The organism is Gottfriedia acidiceleris (assembly GCF_023115465.1).
GTDB lineage: Bacteria > Bacillota > Bacilli > Bacillales > Bacillaceae_G > Gottfriedia > Gottfriedia acidiceleris_B.
Genome location: NZ_CP096034.1, coordinates 596107 through 609376 on the forward strand (window position 1 = coordinate 596107; position 13270 = coordinate 609376).

Genomic DNA, 13270 nt, shown 5'->3' on the forward strand with positions numbered 1-13270 from the left:
GAGAAGCTTTTTTTATATTCGATCTAATTAAACTAAAAAAGTTTTCGAACAATCCATTCATTGAGCATTTACCATATTTTTAGTCTACTTGTTTTTGTTTTTCCTCTTTTTTATTGCTCACTGTAGTAGTGTAGGATTTTGGCTTATCGGATCCATTTATAAGTTTATAAATATAGTCAGTTGTTAGTTTATAGCTGTCTTCAAGTTTTGTCGTGATATAGCTTGCTCGTTCAAAAATAATTGAGCGTAAATTATTGAGCTGGTGAGAGATTCTATCCATCATTGCTTCTTGAGTATCAAGACGATCTAAAACCCCATGTTGAAATTCCTCTTGCTGTAATAATCCATGAGCTACTTCATTTTGTTTTTCAATTAGCTTATCTAGTTGTAATGAGAGAGCCTGGTTATCAGTTTCACTTTTTTCCAATCGCTTTGCCAATTCTGTATATGCTTCATTCAAACTAATCATTTGAGTAATTAATGTTTGTTTTTCCAGACTGTCATTTGCATCTGATGTATTTAACCGCTGGATCATGATTCTTTCAAATTGTTCACGCTCACGGTTACTACCTATGAGACTATTTATTTGATTTTTAACATGATTCCACTGATTTGTTTGCAATTCTTCTAATTGCTCATATCGTGGCTTCAATTCAGAGATTGATTTCTCCAGACTCATGTTATTTTTTTGTTGTTCTTCCATTAGTTCAGCTAAGTAATTATGCCGAACAAGCCCTTGATTCGGTGTGTGTATTGTTTTATTATTTTTAAAGACATCAGGGTGTTCATTCTTATTAATAAATAATCCCACTACTATTTCTCCCTCTCTATATTTTTTTACTAATATTTTATGTTCAAGTACAGATGGGGGAACTTGGGTATGTTTAGTTGGGCTATTGTGTAGCAGAATATCAACGATTGGTTAGGAAATTTGAAGAGTGAATTGTCTGTATTTTTCCGTATAATAAATTTTAGTAAAAGAGTATTTTTAGTAAATATGAAGTGGGAACTTAAGCAATTAATCTCTTATTAAATTAATATGATAAACACTAGGATAAAGAACAGAACAATGGTCTTTAAAAGGTTTAAAAAATATTATCTGAAAATTAAGTGAATTTATATCACCAGCCTATTTTCTTTGAATAGTATGATGTAAGGTGGTGATAACTATGGATTTAGGCTTCGGACTTGCGGATTGGATGTTATATACTATTTGGGCAGTTACTGGATTAATGATTCTTGATTTTGTAATAGCATTTATCCGTTCATTCTGGAAAGGTTCATTCGATACATCTTTTATACTAGGATATTTAAAGGATATTCTATACTTCATTTTTCCACTGAAGTTTTTAATAACAATGTTTGGACTTGATCCTACAGGATGGATTTTAATAACATTTTATTTCATTGCTGGAATCGCAATCGTTATTAAGTATTTAAAAGACATTTTTAGTAAATTTCAATAAGTATTGAAAGCCCTCTTTTAAGGAGGGTTTTTTAGTTTGAAATCAAATATTTTGGACTTTGTAAACAAACTAAAAAGTCTGTGTCAAAGAGGTTATTTTATTTTATTTAAATACACAAATTTATTTAATTTTTGCATACATATATTTCTAGGCACCAATGGGCTAATTTTTTCATAGAATATTCAAAAAATTCCCCTAGAAGGAAGTAATGTTTATGACAAAATATCAATGGGTTAAATGGCGAAGAGTATTAATTTGGTTAGCTGTTATTGTTTTTATTGGTGTTGTGCTTACTAAAGGGGGGCCAACATACTGGAGTGTAGCAATATCGATTGTTAGTCTTTTATTTCAGTTCGCCGTTATGATTTTCATGGCGATCATCCAATTTGTAGCAATTTTCTGGTTTCTAGCCAGAGGTCGGACTTATTGGATTTTACCTGGTGAGACTGGATCGACGTGGGATGATTATCGTGGAAACCCTGAGATTGTTGAAAATGCAAAACGGATCGTAACATTACTAAAAGGTGTTAAAGAATTTAAGGAAATGGGTGGAGAGGCGATTCGTGGATTGCTGCTTTGCGGACCTCCAGGTACAGGGAAGTCTTATCTTGCACAGGTTATTGCGAATGAGGCCCAAGTACCTTTTGCTTATGCCTCAGCTCCAAGTTTTCAAAATATGTTCTTTGGTGTAGGGAATTTGAAAGTAATGGGAATATACAAAAAAGCTAGAAAGTTAGCTAATATTTACGGAGCATGTATCATTTTTATTGATGAAGTCGACGCAATTGGAATGTCTCGTCAAGGAGGGGGAGCCGGTGGTGGCGGATTGTTTGGTATGGGAATGGGTTCTGGATTATTGAATGAGCTTTTACTGCAAATGGATCCTCCCAACATTGATAGTTCTAAAATAGCAAAATTTCTTCGCTCACTCGGGTTACGTAAAAAGAAAGCAGAGCGCCCGGCAGTTCTGACGATTGCAGCTACAAATTTACCTGATGTACTTGATCAAGCATTACTACGACCAGGGCGTTTTGACCGAAAACTCTGGGTAGATTCTCCAGATTATGATGGTCGGATTGATGTTTTCCAATATTATCTAAAAAAGGTGAAAATCGATTCATCATTAACACCAGAGCGAGCTGCTCTTGATACAATTGGATATAGTCCAGCACAAATTAAACATATTGTGAATGAATCTGTCGTAATTGCTCATCAGCGAGGTGCTGATGTTGCAAATTACACTGACTTCCGAGATGCGATGGAAACGTATGAGTGGGGACTTAAGCAGCCACTTAGATCCATGAGTGAAGATGAGAAGAGAAATGTAGCTTATCATGAAGCAGGTCACGCCGTAGCTCAATATTTGTTAAAGCCACATGATCGAGTATGGAAGGTAACCATTATTCGTAGGGGGGATGCACTTGGCCTGGCTGCGACTAAGCCAACAACAGAAAGATATAATCGAAGCGACAGCGAAATCCTTGCAGCAATCCAAGTTTGTTTGGCGGCTAGAGCAGTAGAAGAAGAGTTTCTCCACAAGAAATTAAACGGTGTCACATCTGATCTGCAACAAGCAACCCTACTTGGTGGTGCATATTTAGGTTTAGTCGGAATGGGTGATGAGTTATTCAGCTGGAATGCATTAGGCTCACAAGCAGAAGGGCTTAGAGCACTACGACCAAAAATTAACCTTCTTCTAAAGGACCAAATGAGCCAAGTAAAAAAACTTGTTACTGAACACGCGGATTTCGTACACTCAATTGCACAAGAGCTGCTAAAAAGAGGCGACTTAACGGGAGAAGAAATAGAAGATATTTACGAAAGCATTTATGCACGTACGCGTCCCGAACCACCTATTGTAAAGATTGGTTCTATTTATGAGAAAAATATTCAAGGATTGCTGAAGGATTTTGATAAATTTCCTGAAAGCGATCAGAATTAATGGAAAGTGCTTCATTGATTATATATAAAGAAAGTCCACAAGGTAATTACCTTGTGGATTTTTTTTCAATTGTAGTCATTTCGAGAAATTGTGAACAAATCTAGAATAAAGATTTAATTTCATCTTTCCTTCACATTATTGAAATCAATTTATTGTGTATCTGAAATATAATAAAAGTCTAATACATACCAAGCAGTGAATTAAAATGAAGATTTTTTTAGGTGATAAACATCCATTTAATATTTATGTACTAAATCAATATATCGAACTTTTAGCATTTCGTAGTATTGTTATTTCTCTAACAAGAGGATTATGGATCCAGGTTATTGGAAATATAATTATGTTTGTACCATTAGGTGTTTTTATCGGTTTATATAAATCTAATTATTTGTTTAACAATGTAATTTTACTAGTTTTTTTATCTAGTTTACTGATTGAAATTACCCACTTATTTATTTCATTAGTAACTGGTTATCCAAGCAGAGTTTTTGATACAAGTGATTTAATTCTAAATACAATAGGTGGTTTAATTGGTTAGTGGTTTTTAAAAAAATTATCTAAAAATCTGCCAACAAACATAATTAATATTTACTAGTCAAATAGCCTTTACTTAGAGTAATCTAACTGTTGTATATTAATCAGCTTGTAGATCAATTAATATCGAACAATTATTAAATCAAACTATAAAATTTGTTTCCTAAAAATAGCCCATAATATTTTAAACTTCTAAAAAATCATTACTAGTGTTATTGGAATAATGAAATTGCTCAAACACTTTTACATTTAAAACCATTAAAGATCATTCAAAAAATGCTAATTTATCATGATTGTCATTTAAAGTCCGTTTTCCCTATTGACGACTTTATATTTCAACACTCTCAAAAAGAGCACTCATTATGAGTTGCTCTTTTTTGTTTTTTAAGCAAATTCATGAACTGTTCGCCATACGAAGGAATTCTCAAAAGATGTACTGAATATCAAAAGATATCCCCACGATTAAAAGTATCTTTTTAAACCAAATAGAATATTGATTAACAAATTTAATACAGCACACTTGTCACTAAAGATAGGAGAGTGAGTAATGGATAGTCTTTCAATGCAAATAGGGAATGCAAGTAAAATCGATGAAGTAATTGAACAGTTGGATGAGATTATTTCAATGAGTAATAAAACAAAATCCAAACTAGGATATTTTGCTTCTTTATATCGGATGGTGACGATTAAAGTGAAAGAAGGGATATTAAATAATCAGTTCGAAGACGGGGTCAGAATGGAAAGTCTGGATGTGAATTTTGCAAATTTCTATTTAAAAGCACTTAAAAACTATTTAAATGGTGAATCTGCTAGTCTCAGTTGGCAGTTAGCGTTTCGGCAAGCTGAAAACCGTCAATCTATTTTATTACAGCATTTGTTGCTTGGCATTAATGCACATATTAATTTGGATCTAGGAGTAGCTGCAGCGAAGGTATGCCAAGGATCTGATATTTTGTCACTTTACAATGACTTTATGAAAATAAATAGTATTTTGGCATCGTTAGTGGATGAGGTAAGGGATGACATGGATCGAATTTCACCATGGATTGGTTTTTTAGACCACATTGATTCAAAGGCATCAAAAGCAATCATAAACTTCAGTCTAGAAAAGTCTCGAAATTATGCTTGGAATTTTGCGAAAAAGCTTGCTGCTGCAGATGAAGGTGAGTGTGAAGGGCTAATTAAAGTGCATGATAGTGAGGTTGCATCGATTGGAAACATGGTCGCACGTCCAAGAAATTGGATGCTGAAAGCGGGTTTATGGGTAATTCATTTTCGGGAATCCAAAAATATTGAAAGAAACTTAGATCTCTTAAATCATAATCGGTTTGAAACAACATCTGCTGGTATTCAAATGTAGGTTGAAAGTGAGTAAGAAGATTACTTGAAAATTGTTCTTTTTATGAGGTCATAAGAAAAATGCAAATTGCATAAATTGTATGGTTACATAACACTTCTAGGTATCATTATTTGATTGGAAGAATGAGTTATAAGCTACATATCAAGGAGGGAATAAAGGTGGAGGAACAACAAAAGAGCTATGGACTATTAGTTCAACCAAGAGGGTTAGTTGGAACCGATGACCCCCATGGTTGGTTTGAAAAAATGCGGAAAAGCTCTCCCATTTCATTTGACCCAGATCGAAATTGTTGGGACGTATTTTGCTATAAGGATGTTCAAATGGTCTTACAGAATTTTAAGCAATTTAGTTCAAACAGAAATGGACTATTTCCAACTTTACTAGATTTAGATCCGCCTACCCACCGACGATACCGTAATATTGTAAGTCAGGCATTTACTCCAAAAGCAATTCAATCCCTTGCACCAAGAATTGAGTCAATTACAAAAGAATTATTAGCACCATTGAAAGTCAAACGTGAGATCGATATTATTGCGGATATCGCTTTTCCACTCCCTGTTATTGTAATTTCAGAAATGCTTGGGGTTCCGAGTGAAGATCGAGAAATGTTTAAAGAATGGTCTAATATTGTAGTGTCTAGTACTCAAACTCAATCACCTGATGAGATGAATGAATTAATGGCACAGCAAGGTAAAGCGGTACAGGACTTACAGACATATTTTTATCATATCGTTGAAAAAAGACGAAATAACCCTCAAAATGATCTTGTATCTACTATAATTGCTGCAGATGTAGATGGTGAAAAAATATCTGTTGAAGAGCTATTAAACTTCTGCTTCCTTTTACTTGTTGCAGGAAATGAAACTACTACAAATCTTATTGGGAATACAATGCTTACTTTGTTTGAGCATCCAAATATACTTGATCAACTATATAAAGATAATTCTTCAATATCAGCAGCTATAGAAGAATCTCTACGTTTTCGCTCTCCTGTTCACTGCATGAATCGATTTGTAACGGAAGATATGAATTTGAATGGGATGAATCTAAAAAAAGGTCAAGAAGTAATGGCATGGATAGGCTCAGCAAATAGAGACGAAGCCGTATTTAACGAATCTAATGATTTTGACATTAATCGCTCTCCGAATAATCATCTAGCATTTGGATCGGGAGTACACTTTTGTTTAGGGTCACAGCTTGCAAGGTTGGAAGCGAATATATGTATTACTGAGATGCTAAAGGCATTACCAAATATGAGGTTGGATAAAACAAAAGAGCTTAGAATTATACCTAGTACATTTGTGTATGGGTATAAAGAACTGCCAGTTATAATAGATTAAAAATTTTAAGGCAACACTCGTTTATTAGAGTGTTGTTTTTACTATTTTAAAATTAAAACTTCTACGGTAGTATATTATATAATTGTAAAGTTTCAGGATTAAGGTTAATGATAGGTGATAAAAAAATGATACATACTTATTTAAATGAAACAATCAGTTTTAATCTAAAGTATAAAAAGCGGAAATCAATCGGTATTTATATAGATGCTTATGGAAACGTTGATGTTCAGGCTCCTAATGGTACACCTGATAAAAGTGTTATTGAAGTTTTAGAGGCTAATTGGGAGTTGATTCTTCAAAAATCAAATGAAATGAAGGAGCGACTACGTGGTCCTAAAGAACGGACTTATGAATTCGGTGAGACATTTCTTTATTTAGGGAATTCATATCCTATACAAATTTCACACGATGAAAGTATTCAGCAAGATCAAGTAGTTTTTGAAGGAAATAGGCTAAATATTATTGTAAAACAATTAGAAGATGATCGAATAAAACAGGCACTTAAAAGGTTTTATTACCAACAAATTAAAGCAATAGTTGAAAAGAGTATTCAGAAGTATCAAAGTAATTTTAAAGTAAAGCCATCATCAATTCGTATTACTGATAGTAAAACAAACTGGGGGACTTGTGATTCAAAAAGGCAACTAACATTTAATTGGAAACTAGCAATGGCACCTCAAAAGGTGATTGACTATGTTGTTGTCCATGAAATGTGCCATATGGTTCATATGAATCACGACAGGTCATTTTGGCGACTTGTCGGTAAAATTATTCCAGAATATAAGGAAAGAGAAAATTGGTTAACGTTATCTAGTTGGAAAATGACAGTATAGGTTTCAGACTGTTGACAAACGCTCGCTTTCTTCGTTACTTCGCCTGCCTTTTGTGCTCATTACCGTCTAAGGTAATTCCGTTCTTCACCAGACTTAGTGCCTCGAAAGACAAGCGCTTTCAATCAGTCTGAAAATCAAATTTAATGTAGTTTGTCTACAAACTAAAATGGGAACGACATTGGTCGACCCATTTTTTATTTTTTGTCAAAAAAGTCTGCTAATTCCTTACTTTTAAGTCTTCTATTTTTACGGATTTTAGCGCGTTCTTCTCCGCCTTGATATAGGAATTTTTCTTCCTCGGTTTCGGGAACGATTTGAGGAACTTTAACTAAATTCCCTTCTTGATCCAATGCAACAAAAGTTAAAAAAGCAGTTGCAGCGATTTTCTCTTCTCCAGTTTTTAAGTTTTCTGCAGTTACTTTCACGAAAACCTCAAATGAGGAAGTGCCAGTCCAAGTAACATAGCTTTCAAAAACTACTGCATCTTTCATCGTAATCGGGTGAAGAAAGTCAACTGAATCAGTTGAAGCAGTTACGATTGAAGATCGGCAGAATTTCATTGCTGATATACTTCCGATAATATCTAAGTCATTCATTAATTTTCCACCAAACAAAGTGTTATGACTATTTACATCATTGGGAAGAACTAAATTTGTTCTTATGACTCTTGTTTCATTACAAGTTACCATGTGATTTCTCCATTCTTTAATATCTATAAATTGTACACTATTTAATAGAGAAATTAGCATACTTAATTTAAAAAATTATATGAACAATCTTTCCATTGAAGGATATTTAAGAATAAGGAATTCTGATAGTTGGTTTTAAACATGCCTTAGTAAAATTTATCTTTGTCAATGAAATTTGTAGGAATTAGTGCAAATTTAAATAAGTTTATTTCAGTCGTTTACATTGACTTTTACTTCTTAAGTCGGTATATTTATATCTTGTTGAGACGGGATAAATACTACATATGGGTGTTAAAAAGAAAGAGAACACCTATATATCGATATATGGTAAAATCGATATAATCTTTTACGAGGAGGAACAGGTGATGATAAATACAATAATTGATGCTGAATTACCTGCTAATATACAGAAATTAAATCAAGACATAATGCATTTTCCAATGATTACACCGATTAATCCAAAGATGCATAAAACAACATTTAAAGGTGTATCTAGAACGGTTATGTTAGATCGATACGCATTTAAAGATATTAAGCTTGTTACATTAGGTGTAGGTGACCTAGTTGTACTAACATATAAGGATGATCCAAAGTTTCCTCGTCGTGGTTATGGTGAAGTAATTGCTATTGATAATAGTCAGGAAGAAGTAACTGTTCAATTAGATTCTCAGTTCGAAGACGGAGCAATCATTACAGTTGCGTTTAATAAAGTAGACAAACCACTTGAAATCTTCTACGAACAAATTGCAGACCGTGTTGCACGTGGACTTGCATCTGCAGAAACTCCAGAAAAATTCTCCGAAGTAAAAGAGATGTTTTATGAAATTTTAGCTAACAAAACTTTTGTACCAGCGGGACGTGTTTTGGCTGGTGCCGGTACAGGTGCTTCAACAACATTCTTTAACTGTTATGTAATGCCTCATATTCACGATTCTCGTGATGGGATTGGTGAACACCGTAAGAAGGTAATGGAAATTATGTCACGTGGTGGTGGCGTTGGAACAAACGGATCAACTTTACGTCCTCGCGATGCGATTGTATATAGTGTGAATGGACGCTCAAGTGGATCAGTTTCTTGGTTACATGATTTATCTGAATTAACAAATCTAGTTATTCAAGGTGGTTCAAGACGTGGTGCGCAAATGATTATGATGAACGTCAATCATCCTGATATTGTAGAGTTCATCGTATCAAAGAACCAGAATCCAAAGGTTTTACGCTATATCGCGCAAACTACAAAATCGAAATTAATTCGTGAAGAAGTAGAACGAAAATTAAAGTTCGAACCAATTAGTGCAACTGAAAAAGCAGCTTATGAAGCTTTAATTCATCTTGCAACAATTGAAGGGAAATTAAATACACCTGAAATAGAACAGGCAAAAGAACTGCTTAATGACGGTGGTAAGTACTCAGTTCACAATCCTGAGTTTTTAACAGGTGCAAATATATCTGTTTGTTTAACTGATGATTTTATGGAAGCAGTTGAAAATGATGGAGTATACAAGCTTCAATTCCCTGATTTAGAAAACTATGATGATGAAATGCGTTTAATTTATGATCAAGAATGGCAGGAATGTGGAGATGTCCGTGAATGGGCTGCACGTGGATATGGTGTACGAACGTACCACACAATAAAAGCAAAAGAACTTTGGGATTTAATCAATGTTTGTGCAACTTATTCTGCTGAGCCAGGTATTTTCTTCTTAGATAATGCGAACAAAATGACAAACGCTGTATCTTATGGTCAAAAAGTAGTTGCAACAAACCCTTGTGGAGAGCAACCACTTGCTCCATTCTCTGTTTGTAATTTAGCAGCTGTTAACTTAGCCGAAATGACGGAAAATGGTCAAGTTAACTGGGAAAAGTTAAAGCGAACTGTTCAAATCGGAACGAGAATGCAAGATAACGTAATCGATGCAACTCCGTATTTCCTAGAAGAGAATACGAAGCAAGCAAAAGGTGAACGCCGTATCGGATTAGGTGTAATGGGGTTACATGATTTACTAATCCGTTGTGGCCTAGTATATGGATCGGAAGCTGGTAACAAACTAGTTGATCAAATTTTTGAAGTGATTGCAACTACTGCTTATCAAACTTCAATTGAATTAGCGGAAGAAAAGGGAGAATTCCCATTCTTATCGACTTTTGAAGATGGACGCGAACGTTTTATTAACTCGGGATATATGCAGAAAATGCCTGAAGAAATTCGTGAAGCTGTTTTAGAAAGTGGCATTCGTAATTCACACTTATTAACAATTGCTCCTACAGGAAGTACTGGAACGATGATGAATGTCAGCACTGGACTTGAGCCTTATTTTAACTTTGTATACTTCCGTTCAGGACGTTTAGGTAAATTCATTCCAGTTGTAGCTGATATCGCCCTAGAATGGTTAGAAGCAAATGGATATGAAGTAACTGAAGAAAATGTTTATGAAATGATTGAACATCTTCCTGAACAATTTGTTGGAACAATGGACCTTTCTCCGGAGGCGCATGCTGATGTTCAATGTATAATCCAAAGATGGATTGATTCTTCAATTAGTAAAACAGTTAATGCTCCTAAAGGTTATTCTGTTGAACAAGTAGCAAAAGTGTATGAAAGATTACACAAAGGTGGAGCAAAAGGCGGGACTGTTTATGTAGACGGTTCACGTGATGCCCAAGTACTATCGCTAACAAATGAAGAAAATGAATTTACAAATGTAGAACTAGAAACAGTTGAAAATAGTAAAGATGCAACGACAAACCATACTGATGAAACTGCTCAAGTTAAAACAGGTAACGTAGGTGTAGAAAACGGAGACACTTGTCCAATCTGCCTAGCTGGTACTGTAGTTGAACATGGTGGTTGTAATACATGTGATAATTGCCAAGTTCAGTTGAAGTGTGGAATATAAAAGTAAGAATTAAATACTGTGAAGAATTACCTCTTTAGATGAGATGATCTAAAGGGGTTTTTTATGTCTAAAAGAATAAGGACATTAGTTAGAAGAAATTATAAAAAGTTCAGTCATATTCCCAAAATGGCCATATTCTTGAAGAATAAGAGGAAATAATAGAAAATAATATAGAGCCTAAAGTTTATTGGACAACTAAAGCTAGCTGTAACTTGAAATTGCTAATTCGAGTTTTTGGGAGAAATCATCGTTAGGATATTTAATTGGATAATCATCCACTGAATGTAACGATAAATAGGAGGGAAGTAGATGAAACCTATATCTATTTTAATAGCGGATGATGAACAGGAGATTGCTGATCTCATAGCCTTACTTTTAGAAAAAGAAGGGTATCAAGTTATTAAAGTTTCGGATGGACATGAGGCTGTTCGTGTAGTCGAGACCGGGTCAATTGATTTGTTGATATTGGATATAATGATGCCAAAAATGGATGGATATGAAGTAACTCGGCTTATTCGCGAGCGGCATAATATGCCAATAATATTTTTGAGTGCTAAAACATCTGATTTTGATAAAGTACAAGGATTGGTTATTGGAGCAGATGATTATATTACGAAACCATTTACCCCCATTGAATTGGTTGCACGTGTGAATGCTCAATTGCGGCGCTTTATGAAGTTAAACCAACCGAAAGTAGATGATCATAAAGTTCTTTTGGAATTTGGTGAAATAGTGATTTCTCCTGATCAGCGGACAGTTTTGCATTATGGTGAAAACATCGAGCTAACGCCGAAAGAGTTTGATATTTTGTATTTATTAGCTAGTCATCCAAAGAAAGTTTTTAGTGTAGAAAATATTTTTCAGCAGGTTTGGGGTGATGCATACTTTGAAGGTGGTAATACAGTAATGGTACATATTCGAACTTTGCGGAAAAAACTCGGAGAAGATAAGCGAAAAAATAAGTTAATCAAAACGGTTTGGGGAGTGGGGTATTCATTTAATGGATAAAATTATACGCAGTTTTCGCTCCAAAATCATCGTATTATTTGCTTTAAGTATGACTCTAGCTGGTCTTATAACTTACATAATTTTTAAAGGATTACAGCTTTATTATCACACGATGGTTCGTTATGGTGATCCCTTAGCTCAGCTTCGTCGATTCATACAGAGTATTGGAGACGTTAACTTCTTTTTATTTCTGTTTATCCCACTTTCGATATTGTTTTTCTATTTACTAACAAAACCCTATTCTACTTATTTTAATGAAATATCAAACGGGATTCATAATCTTGCTCATGGCAACTTTAAACACCGGGTTTCGATCCAGTCAAATGATGAGTTCGAAAATATTGCTCAAGCAATTAATCTAGCAAGTGAAAAATTAGAAGAAGCCGTACAAAGAGGCGATTTTTCAGAAAACAGTAAAGAGCAATTAGTTGTAAATTTGGCACATGATTTGCGTACTCCGCTAACTTCTGTGTTGGGTTATTTAGATTTAATCCTTAAAGATGAGAAGCTAACTAAGGAACAAGTCAAACATTTTTTAACGATTGCCTTTACTAAATCTCAGCGTTTAGAAAGACTGATAGATGAATTATTCGAAATAACTAGAATGAACTATGGCTTGTTACCTCTTGAAAAAAGGCAAATTAATTTAAGTGATCTACTTTTTCAACTAAAAGAAGAATTGTACCCTGTTTTTGAGAAAAATAATTTGATTGCGCGAATGAACCTTTTGCCGAATTTACCTATTTTGGGAGATGGAGAGATGTTAGCTCGTGTGTTTGAAAATCTATTAACCAATGCAAATCGATATGGATACGATGGTCAGTTTGTAGATATTAACGGGTTTGTTGATGGGCAAGAAGTGATTGTTCAGGTTGTTAATTATGGGGATTGTATTACTCCGGAGGAACTTCCCTATCTTTTTGATATGTTTTATACAGGTGACAAAGCACGAACTCATCAAGAAGATAGCACAGGTCTTGGTTTATTCATTGCAAAGAATATTGTGGAGCAACATAATGGAACAATTACGGCCGAAAGTAGCATAATCCGCACTGTATTTGAAGTGCGATTACCGCAGGAAAGTACCCAAATTAACCAAGTTTAAACGTTCATAAAGAATTTAAGAAAAATTTAAAGTTTACCCCACTTTTTATTTAAAAAGTTTTTCCTATTCTAAAATCAATCAGAATTAGGAGGAACG

Annotated in this window: 11 protein-coding genes; 9 read left to right on the plus strand and 2 right to left on the minus strand. The window is 34.3% G+C overall.

What is annotated here, in order from left to right; genetic code table 11:
• Nucleotides 1-79: 79 nt before the first annotated feature.
• The gene (locus tag MY490_RS02785; RefSeq protein ID WP_248267900.1) at nt 80-811 is read right to left on the minus strand and encodes a hypothetical protein; all 732 of its coding nucleotides are present in this window, start codon (nt 809-811) and stop codon (nt 80-82) included.
• A 358-nt stretch (nt 812-1169) separates the two neighbouring features.
• Between MY490_RS02785 and MY490_RS02790 the strand changes: the two genes are divergently transcribed.
• The 6 genes from MY490_RS02790 to MY490_RS02815 all read left to right on the plus strand — a co-directional run bounded on the left by MY490_RS02790 (nt 1170) and on the right by MY490_RS02815 (nt 7475).
• The gene (locus MY490_RS02790) at nt 1170-1466 is read left to right on the plus strand and encodes a hypothetical protein (protein WP_069035332.1); all 297 of its coding nucleotides are present in this window, start codon (nt 1170-1172) and stop codon (nt 1464-1466) included.
• A 214-nt stretch (nt 1467-1680) separates the two neighbouring features.
• Nucleotides 1681-3408, plus strand: coding sequence for an AAA family ATPase (locus tag MY490_RS02795; protein ID WP_248267901.1), 1728 nt, complete (start codon nt 1681-1683; stop codon nt 3406-3408).
• 205 nt (nt 3409-3613) lie between these two features.
• The gene (locus MY490_RS02800; RefSeq protein ID WP_248267902.1) at nt 3614-3946 is read left to right on the plus strand and encodes a VanZ family protein; all 333 of its coding nucleotides are present in this window, start codon (nt 3614-3616) and stop codon (nt 3944-3946) included.
• A 543-nt stretch (nt 3947-4489) separates the two neighbouring features.
• Entirely contained in the window at nt 4490-5302 is an 813-nt protein-coding gene (locus MY490_RS02805) for a DUF5995 family protein (protein ID WP_248267903.1), read from the plus strand.
• 158 nt (nt 5303-5460) lie between these two features.
• Nucleotides 5461-6642 carry a cytochrome P450 gene (locus MY490_RS02810; RefSeq protein ID WP_248267904.1) on the plus strand — a complete coding sequence of 394 codons (1182 nt, stop codon included), beginning with the start codon at nt 5461-5463 and terminating at the stop codon, nt 6640-6642.
• A 125-nt stretch (nt 6643-6767) separates the two neighbouring features.
• Nucleotides 6768-7475 (plus strand): M48 family metallopeptidase, encoded by a 708-nt coding sequence (locus tag MY490_RS02815; protein WP_248267905.1) that lies wholly within the window; start codon nt 6768-6770, stop codon nt 7473-7475.
• A gap of 194 nt (nt 7476-7669) precedes the next feature.
• Here the strand turns inward: MY490_RS02815 and MY490_RS02820 are convergent, their stop codons facing one another.
• Complete coding sequence (locus tag MY490_RS02820) at nt 7670-8164, minus strand: acyl-CoA thioesterase (RefSeq protein ID WP_248267906.1); 495 nt, start codon at nt 8162-8164, stop codon at nt 7670-7672.
• Between the two features lie 365 nt (nt 8165-8529).
• On the opposite strand from MY490_RS02820, the gene MY490_RS02825 reads away from it, so the two are divergent.
• The 3 genes from MY490_RS02825 to MY490_RS02835 all read left to right on the plus strand — a co-directional run bounded on the left by MY490_RS02825 (nt 8530) and on the right by MY490_RS02835 (nt 13174).
• Complete coding sequence (locus MY490_RS02825) at nt 8530-11061, plus strand: vitamin B12-dependent ribonucleotide reductase (RefSeq protein WP_248267907.1); 2532 nt, start codon at nt 8530-8532, stop codon at nt 11059-11061.
• A 309-nt stretch (nt 11062-11370) separates the two neighbouring features.
• A complete protein-coding gene (vanR, locus tag MY490_RS02830) occupies nt 11371-12069 on the plus strand; it encodes a vancomycin resistance response regulator transcription factor, VanR-F/VanR-M family (RefSeq protein WP_248267908.1) in 699 nt (232 codons plus the stop codon).
• The gene (locus MY490_RS02835) at nt 12062-13174 is read left to right on the plus strand and encodes a HAMP domain-containing sensor histidine kinase (protein WP_248267909.1); all 1113 of its coding nucleotides are present in this window, start codon (nt 12062-12064) and stop codon (nt 13172-13174) included. Before vanR ends, MY490_RS02835 begins: the two co-directional genes overlap by 8 nt.
• Nucleotides 13175-13270: the final 96 nt, after the last annotated feature.